The following is a 17,892-nucleotide window of genomic DNA, read 5'->3' as shown; positions in this document are numbered from 1 at the left end:
GGATTGCGACTTAATCGGGCTTTAACGTTCTGCTGCAATTTTCCACAGCAACCTGAATGATCGTCGGGTTTTTGCCTCTGGAGCACCGCGGCGTTGCTGGACGCCGCCCGCATCCCTTCAAGGATGCCCCAAAGGCGGCCAGCATGTCCCGAAATGAAACCGCTGCTGATCGGTTCGCCGGACCGTAACCGGGCCGGGAAGGCCGTTCAGCAGTCAGAGTGCTACAGCACCCGTTATGCGTCCGAGGACGGCTGGCGCTGTAGCGGGAACGAGGGCAGCGCGATGAATGATGTGGCGTCGGGCGGCGCAGACATCAGCAGGATCATTCTGGAGGCAAGCGGCGAAACGCTTGGCGCCGCCTTGCTCGTTTTCGGCCGGGACGACACCATCACCTTCGCGAGCACCTCGATACTGCAATTTTTCCCCGTGCCCGCCGGCATGCTGGTTCCCGGGACGCGGCTGCGCGATTTTTTGGGGGCGGTCTACGATACCGGCGTGCGCCCCGGAACCTTGCCGGAGTCCAGCCGGCACAGGCCGAACCGCGAAGACTGGATCGCCGAGCAGATGGCGCTTCACTGGCGGGAGCGCTACGAAAATGTCGAACGGGCCGGCCGGACGCGCTGGCTCTCTCTGCGTCAGCGGCGGCTGTCGAGCGGTATCGGCCTTCTCGCCGTCAGCGATGTCTCCGAACAGAAGAAGCGCGACGAGCAGGCCCGGACCGATCTCCAGCGGATCGCCCTGACGGAAGAGATCCTCAACGCTCAACCCAATCCCATCTGCGTCAAGGACCGTAACCTCCACTACATCGCCGTAAACAAGGCCTTCAGCGCCATCCACGATCTCGCGCCGGACGCCATGCTCGGACGTTCCGCCTCGGATCTCGTAGAAACGGAGCTTGCGGAGCACTTCGAACGGTCGGATCGCCACGTCCTGGAGACAGGCACGCCGTATTCGGAGGCGGAGCATATCGTTCGCGCCGACGGCAGCGACCTTTGGGTCGTGACGCGCAAATATCGTGTCGGCCTGCCCGACCGCCATTTCGTCGTCACCTGCATGAACGACGTCACCGATATCGCCGTCTGGTATGGCGGCTCGGAAAAGGGCGGCGACACCGGCCTGCAGATCCGCGACTACAGCATCTTCACGCCCGCGCAGAATTTCTACGATCCCTTCCGGTCGCTCGACATGCAGCAACTCGCCAGTGCCGGATCGAAGATCGGCATGCTGCCGGCACGCGGGTTGCGCGTGCTTCTGGCGACCGCCGACCGGGAAATGGAAGAGCGATTCGTGGCGCGGCTGCGCGGCTCCGGGCTCGACGCCTGTGCGGTCCGCAATGGCGAGGAGCTCGACGCCTTCGCGCTGGCCGCCGAGGCCCGCGGATTGGAGATCGACCTTCTTCTGCTCGACGCCGCTTTTCCGGAGAAGCATGGCGTCCTCGCCTCCTGGCGCGCCTGCACATGGGTCGAGGTATCGAGCGATACGGATGCGACGATCCTGCTTGCGGAGATCTTCGGCGTCTGTGCCCGCGGCGCGCGTTCTCCGTTGCTGCAGTCCGAATGGGGGATTGCGCTCGACCGCGATCAGGTGTCCGCGACGAATGCGCCGGCGGTGGAAGTCCTCGTCGCGGAGGACAACCAGGTCAACCAGTTCGTCTTCGCGCAGATTCTGGAGGGGCTCGGGATCTCCCACCGGATCGCCGCGGATGGAAGAGAAGCGGTGGACCTCTGGCACGAACTCCAGCCCGCCCTGGTCCTGATGGACGTCGCCATGCCGGTGATGAACGGCTTTGAAGCCGCTATTGCCATTCGACAGGCCGAAAAGCGCGCGGGCCGTCGCACGCCGATCGTGGCCGTGACCGCCCAGGCGCTCGATATCGACCTCGAGCGCTGCAGGACATCGGGAATGGACGACCACATCATGAAGCCGGTCAGCCCGGATATGATCGAGATGCTGCTGCGGAAATACCTGCCGGCGGGTGAAACGCGCGTTTCGGGTTCCGGTCGGAGCGGATCGCAATGACATTGCAGGAACTCGGTATCGATCGGCCGAAGCGCGACAGTACGCATGGCGCCCCGTTCGTCGATCCATTGACCGAACTCGGCAATGCACGCCACCTCAAGGAAACCGTTTGCACCCTCGCGGCCGAACGGGCAAGCGATCCCGCACCCTTTACCATCGGCCTTGCAAACCTGGATGGATTCAAGCCGATCAACGACCTCTTCGGCCCTGAGGCCGGCGACCAGATCCTGCGTCAGGTGGCACACCGGCTGAAGGCCTGCGTTCCCGAGGGCGCGACGGTGACGCGTACCGCGGATGACGAATTCGCCATCGTCCTGCCGCTGGTCTTTGAACGAAGGAGTGCGGAGAAGCGCGGCCAGATGCTCAAGGAAGTGCTCTCCTCGCCCTTCGCGCTCGGCGACCGGAACGTTCGGCTGTCGGCCTCGTTCGGCTTTGCTGTCTATCCCTTTGCCGGAGACACGTTCGACGACCTGTTGAAGAGCGCCGATACCGCGCTCTACCGCTCGAAACGGCGCGGCCGCGGACAGATCACCGTCTATTCGCAAGAGATCGCACAGGAGATGAAGCACGCGACGCAGCTTGAGCAGGCACTGCGCAACGCGATCATCGCCGGTGGGATCGATGTCCACTTTCAACCGATCGTCGATCTGCGCAGCGACCGTCCGGTGGGCTTCGAGGCGCTGGCACGCTGGTGCGACGCCGACCTCGGCTATGTCTCGCCAGCGGTGTTCGTGCCTTTCGCGGAAGAGCGCGGCTTCATCGACGCGCTTTCCGAGATGCTTCTGCGCAAGGCGGCGCGGGCTGCCCTGTCCTGGCCGGAGGACCTCTTCCTGTCCTTCAACCTGTCCTCGGTCCAGCTGATGGATCCGGCGACGAGCGCTCGGCTTCTGGCAATCATAGCTCAGGTGGGCCTCGACCCCCGGCGCCTCGAACTCGAGATCACCGAGACCGCTGCGATGGCCGACGCCGGCACCGCCCAGAGGATCGTCACCGAATTGAGAGCGGCCGGCGTGCGCGTGTCGCTGGACGATTTCGGAACGGGTCAGTCGAGCCTCGGGCGGCTCAGGGATTTTTCCCTCGACAAGGTGAAGATAGACCGGACCTTCGTTTCGGGGATTTCCACCGACCGGACTTCAGAACATATCGTCAAGGCGATCGTTTCGATGTGCGAGGGACTGGAACTCGCCGTGGTCGCCGAAGGCATCGAGCATTCATCCGAGGCGCTGAAGCTCAAAGCGCTCGGCTGCGGCCTGGGACAGGGCTATTTCTACGGCAAGCCCGCCGATGCCGATGCGACCCTGCGTTACCTTTCGGAGCATTATCGGGATACGGCGGTGCGCTGAAGCGCCTCATGCCCGCTCGCGGTGTCGGTCCCCGGACGGTCGCGCAGGCCCTCCTCCAAAAGCCAGTCGCGAATGCGCCGCGCCTGACTGTTGAGTTCGCGTGACCGCGGCCAGACGACGTAGAAGGCTTGGCCCGTCCGCAGCACATGCCCGCCGACCGGCACCAGCGCGCCGGAGCGCACCTGTCGGGCGGTCAGATGCTCCCAGCCGAGCGCGATGCCCTCTCCCGCCAGAACGGCCTGGATCACGAGCACGTAATCGTTGATCGCGAGGCGCTTGCCTTGGGTCGGGTAGGCAAGGCCCGCGCTCGCGAACCATTCGGTCCAGTCGCAGGCCCGCCTTACCGGTTCTTCGAGGTGGATGAGATTGTGCCTGATGAGGTCCGCGGGCGTTGCCGGCAGCCCATGCGTCTCGATATAGGCCGGCGTCGCCACGGCCTGGATGACTTCATCGGCCAGCACCGCCGCATGGTAGCGCGGCCAATGGCTCGGGTCCCCGCCGCGGATTCCGAGCGGGATCGGCTCATCATCCAGATCGAGGTCGCGCACGCTGGTCTGGATACGAAGGTCGATCTCCGGCAGGTCTTCGCGCAGGCGGGCGAGCCGCGGCAGCATCCACATGGAGGCGAAGGCCGTCGAGGCCGCCAGCGTCACGTTGGTCTCGCGCCCCTTGGCGCGGATGTCTTCGGCCGACTTCTGGATCCGCGCGAGGCCGACCGAGACATCCGCGTGAAACTTCTCGCCGGCTTCCGTCAGTTGGACCGCCCGGTGCACCCGGTGGAACAGCGGCACGCCCAGCTGGTTCTCGAGTCCTCGAATGGCGTAGGACACCGCCGCCTGAGTCATTCCGAGCTCACTGGCAGCGCGTGTGAAGTTCTGATGCCGGCCGGCCGCCTCAAAGACGATGAGGCTTGCGGCCGACGGGAGGAGACGGCGCAGGTTTTCCATAAGTACCACTTATATCAAGCGTCGAATTTTTCCTGCGTTACAACAGCCTCTCTCGTCAATACCATCATTGCAAATGATGGGAGATTGATCATGGAAATGGCGGAAGCAACCGGCGAGGCGCCGAAACGGACCCGGAGCGGGCGACCGCAGCGGCGCGAGGGCAGCAAGAATCTCGGCGTCCCCTACATCGTCCGCAATATACCGACCTATGACATCCTCGGCGAGGAGAACCTGGAGCGGATCGAGCGGGTGGCCGACCGCATTCTCGCCGAAGTCGGCATCGAGTTTCGCGACGATCCGGTGGCGCTCGACCACTGGCGGCGCGCCGGGGCAAAAATCGAAGGCCTTCGCGTCAGCTTCGAGCCGGGCATGCTGAAAGAGATCGTCCGCTCGGCGCCGGCGCAATTCACGCAGCACGCCCGCAACCCGGCCCGCAGCGTCGAGATCGGCGGCCGAAACGTGGTTTTCTCTCCGGCATACGGTTCTCCCTTCGTCATGGATCTGGACAAGGGCAGGCGCTACGGCACCATCGAGGACTTCCGCAATCTGGTGAAGCTCGCCCAGTCGAGCCCCTGGCTGCACCACTCCGGCGGCACCATCTGCGAACCGTGCGACGTGCCGGTGAACAAACGCCATCTCGACATGGTCTACAGCCACATAAAATACTCCGATCGCGCCTTCATGGGGTCGATTACCTCGGAGGGACGTGCCGAGGATTCGATCGAAATGGCCCGCATTCTTTTCGGCGCCGATTTCGTCGACGGGAACTGTGTCATTCTCGGCAATGTCAACGTCAACTCGCCGCTCGTCTGGGACGGCACGATGACGAAGTCGCTGCGGGCCTATGCCCGCGCCAACCAGGCCGCGGTGATCGTGCCGTTCATTCTCGGCGGCGCGATGGGGCCGGTCACCAATGCCGGGGCGATCGCGCAATCCTATGCCGAAACGCTTGCCGGCTGTGCACTGACGCAGCTCGAACGCAAGGGCGCGCCGGTCATCTTCGGCAACTTTCTGTCGTCGATGTCGCTCCGCTCGGGCTCGCCGACCTTCGGCACGCCGGAGCCGGCAATCGGCAGCATGGTCATCGGCCAGCTCGCGCGCCGGCTCGGCCTGCCGTTGCGCTGCGCCGGAAACTTCTCCAACTCAAAGCGGCCGGATGCTCAGGCGATGCAGGAAGGCGTCATGTCGATGCTTTCAGCGGTCCATTGCGGCGCCAATTTCGTCCTGCATTCGGCAGGCTTTGCCGACGGGCTGCTGGCGATGTCCTACGAGAAATTCATGATGGACATGGATTTCTGCGGGGCACTGCATTCCTACCTTGCCGGCGTCGTTGTCGATGACAATACGCTGGCCATGGACGCCTTCCTGGAGGTTGGTCCGGGCAGCCACTTCCTTGGCTGCGGCCACACGATGCGCAATTATCAGACCGCCTTCTGGGACAGCGCCCTTTCCGACAACGAACCATTCGAGAAATGGGTGGAACAGGGCGAAACCGACATGGCGCTGCGCGCGAACAGGAGCTGGAAAAAGGCTCTCGCCGAATACGAGGCGCCGCCCTTGGATGCGGCAATCGACGAAGCGCTGAACGACTATGTCGCAACACGCAAAAACGGCATGGCCGACGCCTGGTATTAGAGCACTCCCGCCGCGTCGCCACCTAACGACGGAAAGCGGCGCCATGGGCGCCGCTCCAGTCGTTCATTTTAGAGCCTACGGCTTACTGCTGAGGGGCAGGTTCCGCAGGCGCCGGTGCCGGGGTTGTACCCGTTGCGGAAGTCGTCGACGTATCGACCGGCTGGTCGGCGTTACGCTCGGCCATCAGCTGCGATTTCGTCTTGAACTCCGGTGCGGCCTTCAGAGAGTCGGCCGTTTCGGTGGTCGTCAGCTTGATGTCATCCGAGTCGGGCTGGTCGGCGACTGCGATCTTGTCGAACGGAACTGCGACGTTCTTTTCCCCGATACCGAGGAAGCCGCCAACTCCGACGACAGCTGCAGCGATACCGCCTTCCTTCTCGATGATCAGGTCGTTGATCTCGCCGATGCTTTCATCGCTGGCATTGTAGACGGACTGGCCGATATAGGTGTTGGCGGAAACTTGATTCTCCGCCTGCTCGGTCAGGTAGGTGGCGTCACCAGCCGCCATATCGGTCGTCTTGTCTGCCGTATCCGGGGTCTGCGCCTGCTCGTCGGCGGCCGGCGGTGTAGCCGGGGCCGGAGCCGGAGCCGGTTCCATGGTCTGGGTTTCAGGTGCCGTAGCCGGCGGCGTCGTGGTTTGCTGTGCGAAGCTCATCGGGGCAACGGCAACGCCCACGAGAAGCGCGCCAGCGGCAACGGAAGATATAAGTCTCTCTTTCATGTCAGACTGCCTTTCGTTGACGTTGTCGACCAGGACGGGACGAAAGTCTTGTGCGGGTTTCCGCCCGCATCCCGCTCTGGCTCTTTGGTATCGATCACGGCGAAATCACCGTGATCAGGCGCAGCCTCAAGTTGGGCCAGGGATGCTGCGCCGATGACACTCAAGCAACGCCCGGCAACGCAAACTGTTCCGGAAAAAATGAACGCCCAAAGTCGGCTGGCGCAAGGCTTTCATGCTTGCCGCCCAAAAACAGCTGCGCCGCAGGTTCGGGTGAACATGCGGCGCAGGAACATCGCATAAGAGTTGTCTTCGGGTCGATCGCCTTTCATGATCTCAGAACGAACCGACCTAAGATCATCGTGATCTAGTGGCTTTCGCGGAGAACCTCGCTGCCGCTCTTGCCGACGAGGAAATCGAGGTCCGCGCCCTTGTCGGCCTGCAGCACCGTGTCGTGATAGAGTTTGTAATAGCCGCGATGCCATTTCTGTTCGGGCGGCTGCCAGGCCGCCATGCGGGCCGCCAGTTCTTCCTCGCTGACGAGAAGGTTCAGCTCGCCTTTCAGGGCGTCGAGGCGGATCCGGTCGCCGGTCCTGACGATCGCCAGGGGCCCGCCGGCATTGGCTTCGGGGCTCACATGGAGAACGACGGTGCCGAAGGCGGTGCCGGACATGCGCGCATCGGAGATGCGCACCATGTCGCGCACGCCCTTTTCGACGAGCCTGCGTGGAATCGGCATGTTGCCGACCTCTGCCATGCCGGGATAGCCCTTCGGTCCGCAACCCTTGAGCACGAGGATCGTGTCTTCGGTGACCGGCAGGTCGGGATCGTCGATCTTGGCCCTGAGGTCTTCGATCGTGTCGAAGACATAGGCCGGTCCCTCGTGGGCGAGCAGGTGTTCGCTTGCTGCAGACGGCTTGATCACCGCACCGTTGGGCGCAAGATTACCCTTCAGCACGCGAATGCCCGCCGCCGCACGCAACGGGTTGTCGAGCGGGCGGATGACGTCGTCGTTATAGACCTCCGCGGCCTCCCAATATTTGCTGATCGGAACGCCGAAAACCGTCGGTGCGTCGGGATGAAGCAGGTGCTGGATACGGTTCATCACGGCCGGCAGGCCGCCCGCATAGGCGAGATCCTCGATGAGATACTTGCCCGACGGCATGCAGTTGACGATGCAGGGCACCTGACCGCCTACCCGATCGAAATCCTCGAGACAGAGGTCGATACCCGCGCGTCCGGCGATCGCCAGCATGTGGACCACGGCATTGGTCGATCCGCCGACGGCGGCATTGGCGATGATGCCGTTCTCGAAGTTCTCCTTTGTCAGGATTTTCGACAGCCTGAGGTCCTCATGCACCATCTCGACGATGCGCTTGCCGGTCATGTGAGAGAGCGCCATGCGGCGGGCGTCGACCGCGGGCAGGGCGGCGTTCGTCGGCAGCGACAGGCCCATGGCTTCCACGATCGACGCCATCGTCGTCGCCGTGCCCATGGTCATGCAGACGCCGGGCGAGCGCGACATGCCGCTTTCGGCGGCCATGAATTCCTGCAGGCTCATTTCGCCGGCGCGTACCGCTTCGGAAAACTTCCAGACATCCGTGCCCGAACCGATATCCTTGCCCTTCCACTTGCCGTTCAGCATGGGACCGGAGGAAACGACGATCGTCGGGAGGTCGACCGAGGCCGCCCCCATCAGCTGGCCGGGGGTCGTCTTGTCGCAGCCGCCGAGCAGCACGACGCCGTCGATGCCGTAGGCGCGGATAGCCTCTTCGACATCCATTGCGAGCAGGTTGCGGAAGAGCATGGCGGTCGGACGCATCTGCGTCTCCCCGAGCGACGACACCGGAAATTCGACCGGAAAGCCCCCCGCTTCCCAGACGCCGCGCTTCACCCCTTCGGCGAGGATACGCAGATGGCTGTTGCAGGGCGTGAGCTCCGACCAGGTGTTGCATATGCCGATGATCGGCCGGCCGTCGAAAACATGGTCGGGAAACCCCTGATTCTTCATCCAGGACCGATGAATGAAGCCATCCTTGTGCGTGCCGCCGTACCAGTGACGGCTTCTCAGTTCTTTTTTCTTGTCGCTCATCCGAGCACTCCTTCCACCGCGATTCAGCGCAATGGAGCAATTGTATGATTTTTCGCCGGCGCGACGCCAGTCTTTGTTGGTCGGCGGGATTTAAAGTCGGAATGCCGGCTCGAAGCGCCCTTTGACCTCGATCCCGAGCTCGAAGGTTTTCCCGGCATGCGGGTCGGCTGCCCGTGCGGCGTCGTCCATGCCTTGCCAGGCAGAGGTCACCAGAAGCCGTTCGGCCTTGGCGCCGACGAAAGCCGGGCAGCTCGGCTGCGTCGCCGGCACGGCGTAGCGGGCGACCTTCTGGCCGTCGGGTTTATAGACCTCCACGGCGCTTGCGCCCCAGCGGGCGTTCCAGATCAGCCCATCGGCATCGCAGACGGCGCCGTCGACGCCGCCCGGGCTCGTGCTTTCGTCCGAAAGCAGCACCGGATCGCCGGTCGGGAGCGCCGTCGCCGGATCTATGTCGACGCGCATCAGCTGGTTGACGTCGGTGTCGGTGAAATAGGCGGTGGCCCCATCCGGAGAAAAGCAGATCGCATTGGGAATGGTGATGTTGCTATAGAGCTTCGTGACGCGGCTGCCGGCAACGTGGTAGATCGCACCCGCATGCTTCTCGGCGCTGCGCCCCATAGTGCCGATCCAGAGCGCGCCGCAGGGATGGATGCGTCCGTCGTTGGAGCGGTTGCCCGGCTTTTCTTCAAGCGTGGCGAAGTGGCCGAGCTTCGAGCTCTCGGTGTCGCGCACGAAAAGGCCCTGATCCGAGGCGATCAACTGCCGCAAGGGATCGATCACCGCAAGCACGCTGCCGAGGAAGGGCAGGGGATGGATCGCCTTCCGTCCGCTTTCGAGATGCAGCTCATGCAGCTCGCGGCCCGTTATATTGAACCACCAGGCCGTTCCTGTGCCGGGGTCGAAGGTAGGGCCTTCGCCGAGTTCGGACGCGGCTTCCGAAAGGGTGCGGCCGGAAAAGGGAACGAGATCGGTCACTGCTGGCCTCCATAGACGGCATCATAGGCTGCGAGCGTCGCAATGGCCCGCTGTCGCACATCGCCGGCGCTCATTCCGGGCTTGTAAAGGCTCGAACCCAGCCCGAAGCTGCGGATCCCGATCGCTGCATAGTCGGCGAAATTGACCTCCGACACGCCGCCGACCGCCGCGATCTCGAGATCGCCCGGCAGCACCGCGCGGATCGCCGTGATGCCGGAGGGGCCGAGCACGCTTGCCGGAAAGAACTTGAGGCCGCTGGCTCCGGCGGCGGCAGCCGCCAATGCCTCCGTCGGCGTGAAAACGCCGGGCATCGTGACCATGCCTTTCGTCGCGGCAAGTCGGATGACTGCCGGCTCGACATTGGGGCTCACCATCAGCCGCCCGCCGACATCGGCGAGGCGTTCCACCTGGGCCGTCGTCAGCACCGTACCGGCGCCGATAAGGCACCCGGCCGGAGCCATCTTGACGGCCGTCTCGATGGAGCGAAACGGGTCGGGCGAATTCAGCGGGATCTCGATCGCCGTGAAGCCTGTTTCGATAAGGGCGCCGACGACGCCTTCCGCCTCCTCCGGCTTTAGACCGCGCAGGATCGCGATCAGCGGGCGTTCCATCGGCGGCAGGGGGATTCTGTCCATGTTCTTTCTTTCTATCACAAAGGCCAAATCGCACGGGCGGCAGCGGAAAGACCGGCCCGCACCGCCTCGTCGGCGTCGACCGCCCGGACGTTGAGGCCCTGGCTTTCGAGGGCAGTACGATAAAGCGTGCCGAGTCCACCGGAGCCGACGAGACATACGCCGTCCACCGAGCCCGACCCTGCGAGCGCTCCGGCGATCTCCAGGCCGATCAGGGTCCCGGACAATTGCGCTCTCGCGTCGGCGGCGGCGGTGCCGTGCAGAAGCTGCCCGGCACGAACGGAGAAAAGCAGATTGGTTGCGAGCGCCGGGTTCTCCCTCGTGCGGCTTACAGCATCCGTAAAGGCTGCACTCCCGGCCGCGAAGGTATCCGCTTCTGCCACCGCATGGCTGAGGATGGTGTGGCGCGCGATGGTGTCGAAGAGCTCGCCGGTCATGAAGGTGGAGAAGCCCTCGACCCTGTCGTCGGCAAGACGAACCCATTTGCTGTGCGTGCCGGGCATGCAGACGAGATGGCTGCCGGCGCCGAGATGCGCGGCAGCGCCGAGCAGCTGCGTTTCCTCGCCGCGCATGACGTCCGGATGCCGTCGGTCGCGCTGGGCAAGGCCCGGGAGGATGCGGATGTCGCGGTCGAGATCGGGAATGGCTGTGGCACGGCCGGCAATCTCGGCGAGTGCTGCCGGCGTTTCGATATACCCGGCCTCCTTCCAGCCCTGTCGGGCGCCTGCCATGCCGCAGATGATGATCGGCAGATGCGCAGGCGCGGAGACCGCGGCGAGATGGCCGTCAAGAATCGTGTGAAAACCGGTCTTTGCGGCCGTCGTCATGCCCTCGGCGCTGCGGCGTTCGGCCAGCACCGCACCGTCCTCTCCGATGATCCACAGGCGGAAGCTCGATGTCCCCCAATCCACTGCGGCATAATAGCCTGCCGTCGTCAAAACACGCCTCCATCGATGATCATGGCCTGTGCGGTCATCGCCGCCGAACTGTCCGACGCCAGAAAGAGGCAGGGCCCGACGAGATCGTCGGCGACGAGCATGCGCTTGAGGCACTGCCTTTCCTGCATCCGTGCGATCGATTCTTCCGTGAGCCACAAGCGCCGCTGCCGCTCCGTAACGATCATGCCGGGCAGGATCGCGTTGACGCGGATATTGTCCGGTCCGAGCTTGCCGGCGAGCGATTTGGTGAGGCCGATGATCCCGGCTTTGGCGGTCGAGTAGGCGGGGATCTCCGGCATATTGAGCAGGAAGGCGATCGAGGAGAAATTGACGATCGATCCGCCGCCTTGCCGCTGCATGTGGGGCGCGACCGCCTGGCACATGAAAAAGAGATGTCTGAGGTTGACGGAAAGACTTTCGTCCCAGCTCTCCTCAGTCACCGCTTCGAGCGCTTGCCGGTCGTCGCGCGCGGCGTTGTTGACGAGGACACGGACGGAGCCGAGTTTGGCCACCGCCTCATCGGCTGCGGCCCGCACGGCCTCGACATTGCGAAGGTCTGCTTGGATGAAATGCGGCGCCTGTCCGGTCTGCGCCGCGACCTTCTCGCAGAGCGCCAGGCTCGATTCCGCTGCGATGTCCACGAAGGCGACGCGGGCGCCCTGGCGGGCGAACGCCTCCACCAGTGCGGCCCCTATGCCGGAGCCGCCGCCGGTGACCAGAACTCCGCGATCGCGCAGGTCGGGAAACTGGCTGCTCGGCAAAGTCATGGCTTCTCCCCGATACCGCGGCTGCGGGATTGATTGTTCCAGTATCCGGAACTGTGTTTTATTATATGGAATTATCGCGCCAATGCTTTTACCCTGTCAAGATAGCGCAGCGGAAAGCGATGAGAATGAAGCAGAAGAAAGAAGACGACATGGAAGGGGACCCCGCCGGCACCGGCACGCTTGGCAAGGCAATGGCCGTGCTGGAGGCGGTAGCCATGGCCGACCGCCCTCAGCGCTTCACGGACATATTGCAGACCGTCCGTCAGCCCCGCGGAACCCTGCACCGGCTGCTGGGCCATCTCGTCGAAGAGGGCTTGCTGGTGCAGCGCCGGGACTTGTCCTACGAGCCCGGGCTTCGCCTGTTGAAATTCGCTTATCGCTCCTGGTCGGGGAACCGGTTTCGCGAGATCGCAGCCCCCTATCTCCTGCACCTGCACCAATTGACGGGCGAGACGGTGCATCTCGGCCTGCTGCGGGAGGCCGAAATCATCTACGTCGACAAGGTGGAAAGCCGGCAGACCGTGCGTATGAGCTCGCAGATAGGCAAGGCGTCGCCGGCCTATTGCACGGGTATCGGCAAGGCGGCTCTCTCGGTTCTTCCTGGAGGCGAATTGCAGCGGATTTCGACAGGAATGGAGTTTCATCCGTTCACGGCGCAAACGCATCGTTCGATAGAATCGCTCCTTGCCGAGATAGAGGAAATCCGGCACGACGGCCATGCGTTCGACCGGGAGGAGCACGAGGCGGAGATCTGCTGCGTGGCCGCCCCGATCAGCGTTCCGGAACACGACCTGGTCGGGGGGATCTCGGTCACCGGCCCCTCCTATCGGGTCAGCTTCAAGCAACTGACCGCCTGGGCGCAGGACGTGCGCAAGGTGGCGGCAGAGATCGAGGAAGAGGTCCGGATCCGGCTTGGCCCCGGGCGGGAAACGGGGGCTGCGGCGCCGCGTGTTCTGTCGGACGCGCAAAGGTCGCAGTAACGGTTTAAGGATTACAGCATGTTTTCCACGGAAACGTGCAACGGGACCGCTTTACGGTAAATTAGAAGTTTCGACTGGACGAAAAGGCTCAAGATAAGTAGCTTCAATGCCGGTCTGCTGCCACGGCTGGTTGCATCGGGCGGGATTCTGGTGGAAGCCATGGCGTGGGTATGACAGCGCGAGCGTCATGCTCCAGCTGGAGCGCGGATGTGAGAGGCGGGCGGAAGATGATCGATTTCAGCGTGGATATATCCTCATTGGTCCTCCCTGACGGTCACGCAATCAGCGGGGCGATCGACAGCGAGGATGATGTCCGGCGCGCGCTCGGCCGAGTGTCGGAAGGTTTCGGTTTTCGCGGCTTCATGGTCCTCGCCATTCCCGAGTCGGGGTCCCACAGCCTCACTGCGCAGGCGCTCATGACGACCTGGCCGATGGATTTCCTCAGGCGCTACGACAGTGCACGCCTGATCGACGGCAGTCCGGTGATCCAGCGGCTGCGGCGCAGCACCATTCCCTTCACCTATGATGCTCATCTGCTGGCGCGCGGGCGGGTGGACGGCAAGGGCGAAGCTGCCATATGCGTCTTCGAACAGGCGAACATGCCGCGCGGGGTGTATCTGCCGGTCCATGATGCCGCGGGTCACCGCGCCGCCATCGCCTTCGGCGGTGACAGGTCTGCCGTATCCGACGACGAGATGCAGGCTCTGAACCTCTGGGCCGGCCTTCTATACAGCCGGCTGAGCGAAGTCAGAACGCGCGACCGACGCGGCCCGGGCAGCCTTTCCCGGCGCGAGATCGAGTGTTTGCGCTGGGCCGCGGCTGGCAAGACGACGGTGGAGATGGCCCGCATCATGGCACTGTCGGAATATACGGTGAACCACTATCTCAACCGTGCGACGCGCAAGCTGGATTCGGTCAATCGCGTCCAAACCGTCGCCAAGGCGATACGTGCAGGGTTGATCAATTGATCGACGCCGGCCGGACCTAGAGCTCTTTTCTCCCTCATCTCGTGACAAGCACGGGAAATGGAGGCACCGAACCCGAACACGGCCGTCGGTTGAGGGCGGGGTCGGCTTTCATCGACACGGGCGAAATGCACAGGGTTTTGCGCATCAGAAGTGATGATCGTCAATCACCTGTTGGCATTGCGCGGCCGCTCGGGCTATTTGATAGTCGATGAATGCGATGGAACCGCGCTAATGCAAGAGATGATCACGATGGGGACGACTGATATCGATCTGCCCCGGGGCGGCGATTTCGCGTCTGAGATAGCAAGGCTCGAGACCCAGTTCGACATCATCCGCTACATGCGGCGGATCACGCAGATTTTCGGCTTCAAGACTTTTCTCATCTGTTCGATCCCTGCAGTCGAGGTAGAGCGGCTCTCCGCGACCACGGTCATCTCGAATATGCCGGCCGAGCTCCTCAACAAATATGACAGCCTTTCGATGCTGCGTTTCAGCACCGGGGTGCGCCGGTTGAGAGAGACGACGACCCCGTTTCAGGTCATGCTTGAAGACTGGGAGAGGGAGGGAGGCAAGCCCGACTCTGCCGCGGATTACATCGCCATGTTGCGCGAGAACGGCATATTCCAAGCCAATTACTTCCCGGTCCACGATGCCGAAGGTGGCCGCGGCGCGGTCATCCTCATGGGCCCGGAAGCGGAATTGCCGATGACGGCGGCGATGGAACTGCAGATGATCGCGATCCACGTCTATAACCGGCTCGCCGAGATCGGCTCGGTCTGGAAGAACACCAACACGGTTCTTTCCGAACGGGAAATCCAGTGTCTGAGCTGGACGGCCGCCGGCAAGACCAGCTCGGAAATCGCCGGTATCCTCGGCCTGTCGGAGCACACGGTCAATCATTACCTCAACCATGTCACCAAGAAGCTCGACGCGGTGAACCGCACACAGGCGGTCGTGAAGGCGATGAAAAAGGGCTATATCAGCTAAGACCTGTTGATATTCATCTGAGGAAAAGTGCGTGCGGTTTTCCGCCCGCATCCGCTCTAACCTATTGCGAGCATATTGTGCCCAAATAGCGCGCATGCTCAGGAATTGAGCAGCGCAGTCTCTTGCGCATCCTCCGCAGTCGAAGGGCAACTCCTTGGAAAATCTGGTTTTTTCCGGAAGGTTCCAACTGGCACGCATTGTGCATATTCAGTTCCGTGTCCAGAGGGGACCACAATAAGACAGCGCCCAAGAAGGTCGCGACAAGGGCCGCCGCCGATCGCCTGTGATCCCGGATGTACGGACACGGAGATCGGTTGGCGGCCCTCATTTTCCCACCTGTCGCATTGGCGAAGCGCCCCGGCTCGACTATCTAATACATAACGCCCTAGATCGGGTGCGATTTGGGCCAGCGATTGCAGCAGTCAAAACGTTGCGCGCCAACGAAAGAGCAAGAGGCCGACATGCCGGACGTCACCCGGGAAATGGTTCTAGAGAAGCTGCGGACCGTCCGCGGGCCGGACATGGAAGGAAACATCGTCGATCTCGGACTCGTATCCGATGTGTTCATTTCCGACGGCAAGGCCTACTTCTCGATCACCGTGCCGGCGGACCGGGCGAAGGAGCTCGAGCCGATGCGGGCGGCCGCCGAACGGGTCGTGCGCGAGATTCCCGGCGTGAACGCCGCCATGGTGGCATTGACTGCCGACCGCAAGGCCGCTCCCCAGAAGGCCCCGGTGGAGCGGCCGCGGCCGGCCCCGACGGGCCATGCGCCGGCGCAGCGAGCGGGCGGCGGTGGAGCACCAAAGGCGGGCATCCCCGGCGTCGGCGCCATTATCGCCGTCGCCTCCGGTAAAGGCGGCGTCGGCAAGTCGACCACCTCCGTCAATCTGGCGCTGGCGCTTCAGGCAAACGGGCTTAAGGTCGGGCTCCTCGATGCCGATATCTACGGCCCTTCGATGCCGCGGCTTTTGAAGATCTCCGGCCGTCCGCAACAGATCGAGGGGCGGCTTATCCGTCCGATGGAAAACTACGGCCTGAAAGTCATGTCGATGGGCTTCCTGGTGGATGAGGAGGTCGCGATGATCTGGCGCGGCCCGATGATCCAGTCGGCGCTCCTGCAGATGTTGCGCGAGGTGGCCTGGGGCGAGCTCGACGTCCTCGTGGTGGACATGCCGCCGGGTACCGGTGACGCACAGCTGACGATGGCACAGCAGGTGCCGCTCGCAGGCGCCGTCATCGTGTCGACGCCACAGGACCTCGCGCTCGTCGATGCCCGCAAGGGTCTCGCCATGTTCCGCAAGGTCGAGGTTCCGGTGCTCGGGATCGTCGAAAACATGAGTTATTTCGTGGCGCCCGATACGGGCAGGCGCTACGACATCTTCGGTCATGGCGGCGCGCGCAAGGAAGCCGAGCGCATCGGCGTACCGTTCCTCGGCGAGGTGCCCCTGACCATGGGTATCCGCGAGACCTCCGACGCGGGAACCCCTCTCGTCGCGTCCGAACCCGATGGCGAGGTCGCGCGCGTCTATCGCGACATCGCGGCGCGGGTCTGGGGAGAGGTCACCGCTGCCCGGCAGGACAAAAGCCGTGCGATGCCGAGCATCGTCTTCGAATAGCGCTTTGGCGCAGTCACCTGCGCGGCGCGACTGAGACATCCGACAGGGAAGCGCCGGATCCCCGAAGGCCATTGATTTTGCGCCGGGGTTGCGTCATATCCCTTGGCTCGCATAGGCAAGGCAAAGCTAGCCACTGCCATCGCCGGAGACTTTGGTCACCCGTCTGCCGTCAAGCGGCGTCGAACGGCTGAAAGCCTTCATCGGATGAATCTGCATCGTGGAAAATCGTGTGGCGGCTGATCCTACGAAATCATCACGGTTCATCGTCGTCGGCTGCATGAAAAAGGCGGCCACATGATCACAGGCTATTGTGTCAACGGTGAAACGGTCGCTCTCTCCACGGCCGAGCCGCCGTCGGCCCTGCGTCCCGATCTCGTCTGGATAGACCTTGTCGAGCCGACCAAGGCGGAAGACCTGATGATCGAGGGTCTGCTCGGAATTCCCATTCCGACGCGGGACGATCTGAGGGACATCGAACCTTCCAGCAGGCTTTATACCGACGACGGTGCCGTCTTCATGACCGCCTCGCTCGTCTATCGAAGCGACACGGAAATGCCGGGGCTGACCGATGTCGGCTTCATTCTGGCGGGCAAGTGTCTCGTCACCGTCCGCTACGCCGAGCCGAGGGCCTTCGGCCTGTTCAAGGCGGGTATGCATCGCATTCCCGGCGGCTGCCGCAACGGCGCAGTGATTCTGACGCGGCTGCTCGAGACGATTGTGGACAGGACGGCGGAAATTCTCGAGCAGGCTGTCGACAGGATCGACGATCTGGCGCTCCAGGTCTTCGGCGACAAGACGTCCGGCCGGCGGCACCGGCCACCGCACTTTCTCGAAGCACGCCTGCGCGACGTCGCGGGCCATCACCGGCTTGTTGCGAAAACGCGCGACAGCCTCGCTTCGCTCTCGAGGCTGCTGACCTTCGTCTACACGGTTCCCGACGTGCAGGCGGACAAGGAAACCCGTGAACTTTGCCGTACGGTATCGCGGGACATCCAGTCGCTTTCGGAACATACGGCTTTCATCTCGGGAAATATCACCTTCCTGCTCGATGCCTCGCTCGGCCTCATCAATGTCGAGCAGAATGCCATCATCAAGATCTTCTCGATCGCTTCGGTCGTTCTGTTGCCGCCGACCCTGGTCGCTTCCGTCTACGGCATGAACTTTCGCATCATGCCTGAGCTTGAATGGCAGTTCGGCTATCCGTGGGCGCTTGCAGCCATGGTGCTTTCGGCCGTGATCCCCTTTTTCTTCTTCCGCTGGAAAGGCTGGCTCTAA

General features: G+C 63.2%; 16 protein-coding genes. 9 read left to right on the top strand and 7 right to left on the bottom strand.

Going from position 1 to position 17,892, the window contains the following annotated elements; genetic code table 11:
* Nucleotides 1-153 precede the first annotated feature (153 nt).
* Nucleotides 154-2,019 carry a response regulator gene (locus JOH52_RS01870; RefSeq protein WP_013844086.1) on the top strand — a complete coding sequence of 622 codons (1,866 nt, stop codon included), beginning with the start codon at nucleotides 154-156 and terminating at the stop codon, nucleotides 2,017-2,019.
* Entirely contained in the window at nucleotides 2,016-3,362 is a 1,347-nt protein-coding gene (locus tag JOH52_RS01865) for a putative bifunctional diguanylate cyclase/phosphodiesterase (RefSeq protein WP_010968843.1), read from the top strand. The genes JOH52_RS01870 and JOH52_RS01865 overlap by 4 nt, the downstream gene beginning before the upstream one ends.
* On the opposite strand, the gene JOH52_RS01860 is transcribed toward JOH52_RS01865, so the two are convergent.
* Entirely contained in the window at nucleotides 3,338-4,309 is a 972-nt protein-coding gene (locus tag JOH52_RS01860) for a LysR substrate-binding domain-containing protein (RefSeq protein WP_013844087.1), read from the bottom strand. The two genes, JOH52_RS01865 and JOH52_RS01860, sit on opposite strands and share 25 nt — an antisense overlap.
* 90 nt (nucleotides 4,310-4,399) lie before the next feature.
* Between JOH52_RS01860 and JOH52_RS01855 the strand changes: the two genes are divergently transcribed.
* Nucleotides 4,400-5,944, top strand: a complete 1,545-nt coding sequence (locus tag JOH52_RS01855) for a trimethylamine methyltransferase family protein (protein WP_010968845.1) — start codon at nucleotides 4,400-4,402, stop codon at nucleotides 5,942-5,944.
* Nucleotides 5,945-6,026: 82 nt separating this feature from the next.
* Here JOH52_RS01855 and JOH52_RS01850 read toward each other — a convergent pair whose 3' ends face one another.
* Complete coding sequence (locus tag JOH52_RS01850) at nucleotides 6,027-6,665, bottom strand: PRC-barrel domain-containing protein (RefSeq protein WP_010968846.1); 639 nt, start codon at nucleotides 6,663-6,665, stop codon at nucleotides 6,027-6,029.
* Between the two features lie 153 nt (nucleotides 6,666-6,818).
* On the opposite strand from JOH52_RS01850, the gene JOH52_RS01845 reads away from it, so the two are divergent.
* Nucleotides 6,819-6,965: a hypothetical protein gene (locus tag JOH52_RS01845; RefSeq protein WP_170323376.1), complete on the top strand. Its 147-nt coding sequence runs from the start codon at nucleotides 6,819-6,821 to the stop codon at nucleotides 6,963-6,965.
* A gap of 64 nt (nucleotides 6,966-7,029) precedes the next feature.
* Here the strand turns inward: JOH52_RS01845 and JOH52_RS01840 are convergent, their stop codons facing one another.
* The 5 genes from JOH52_RS01840 to JOH52_RS01820 form a co-directional block, all read right to left on the bottom strand.
* Complete coding sequence (locus tag JOH52_RS01840; RefSeq protein WP_010968847.1) at nucleotides 7,030-8,754, bottom strand: IlvD/Edd family dehydratase; 1,725 nt, start codon at nucleotides 8,752-8,754, stop codon at nucleotides 7,030-7,032.
* A gap of 90 nt (nucleotides 8,755-8,844) precedes the next feature.
* Nucleotides 8,845-9,729 carry an SMP-30/gluconolactonase/LRE family protein gene (locus JOH52_RS01835; protein WP_010968848.1) on the bottom strand — a complete coding sequence of 295 codons (885 nt, stop codon included), beginning with the start codon at nucleotides 9,727-9,729 and terminating at the stop codon, nucleotides 8,845-8,847.
* Nucleotides 9,726-10,364, bottom strand: coding sequence for a 2-dehydro-3-deoxy-6-phosphogalactonate aldolase (locus JOH52_RS01830; protein WP_010968849.1), 639 nt, complete (start codon nucleotides 10,362-10,364; stop codon nucleotides 9,726-9,728). Before JOH52_RS01830 ends, JOH52_RS01835 begins: the two co-directional genes overlap by 4 nt.
* A 14-nt stretch (nucleotides 10,365-10,378) precedes the next feature.
* Nucleotides 10,379-11,299, bottom strand: coding sequence for a 2-dehydro-3-deoxygalactonokinase (locus JOH52_RS01825; protein WP_014529077.1), 921 nt, complete (start codon nucleotides 11,297-11,299; stop codon nucleotides 10,379-10,381).
* On the bottom strand, nucleotides 11,296-12,066 hold the full coding sequence (locus tag JOH52_RS01820) for an SDR family NAD(P)-dependent oxidoreductase (protein WP_010968851.1): 771 nt from the start codon (nucleotides 12,064-12,066) through the stop codon (nucleotides 11,296-11,298). Before JOH52_RS01820 ends, JOH52_RS01825 begins: the two co-directional genes overlap by 4 nt.
* A 119-nt stretch (nucleotides 12,067-12,185) precedes the next feature.
* Between JOH52_RS01820 and JOH52_RS01815 the strand changes: the two genes are divergently transcribed.
* The 5 genes from JOH52_RS01815 to JOH52_RS01795 all read left to right on the top strand — a co-directional run bounded on the left by JOH52_RS01815 (nucleotide 12,186) and on the right by JOH52_RS01795 (nucleotide 17,892).
* Nucleotides 12,186-13,046, top strand: a complete 861-nt coding sequence (locus JOH52_RS01815) for an IclR family transcriptional regulator (RefSeq protein WP_013844089.1) — start codon at nucleotides 12,186-12,188, stop codon at nucleotides 13,044-13,046.
* 227 nt (nucleotides 13,047-13,273) lie between these two features.
* Entirely contained in the window at nucleotides 13,274-14,014 is a 741-nt protein-coding gene (locus tag JOH52_RS01810) for a helix-turn-helix transcriptional regulator (protein WP_003533660.1), read from the top strand.
* 153 nt (nucleotides 14,015-14,167) lie between these two features.
* Nucleotides 14,168-15,001, top strand: coding sequence for a LuxR family transcriptional regulator NurR (gene nurR / locus JOH52_RS01805; RefSeq protein ID WP_003533659.1), 834 nt, complete (start codon nucleotides 14,168-14,170; stop codon nucleotides 14,999-15,001).
* 461 nt (nucleotides 15,002-15,462) lie between these two features.
* Nucleotides 15,463-16,617, top strand: a complete 1,155-nt coding sequence (locus JOH52_RS01800; protein ID WP_003533658.1) for an Mrp/NBP35 family ATP-binding protein — start codon at nucleotides 15,463-15,465, stop codon at nucleotides 16,615-16,617.
* Nucleotides 16,618-16,911: 294 nt separating this feature from the next.
* Nucleotides 16,912-17,892, top strand: coding sequence for a magnesium transporter CorA family protein (locus JOH52_RS01795; RefSeq protein ID WP_003533653.1), 981 nt, complete (start codon nucleotides 16,912-16,914; stop codon nucleotides 17,890-17,892).

This window comes from Sinorhizobium meliloti (genome assembly GCF_017876815.1).
GTDB classification, from domain to species: domain Bacteria; phylum Pseudomonadota; class Alphaproteobacteria; order Rhizobiales; family Rhizobiaceae; genus Sinorhizobium; species Sinorhizobium meliloti.
The sequence above is the reverse complement of the archived record's forward strand: the minus strand, read 5'-3'. Positions and strand labels throughout refer to the sequence as shown.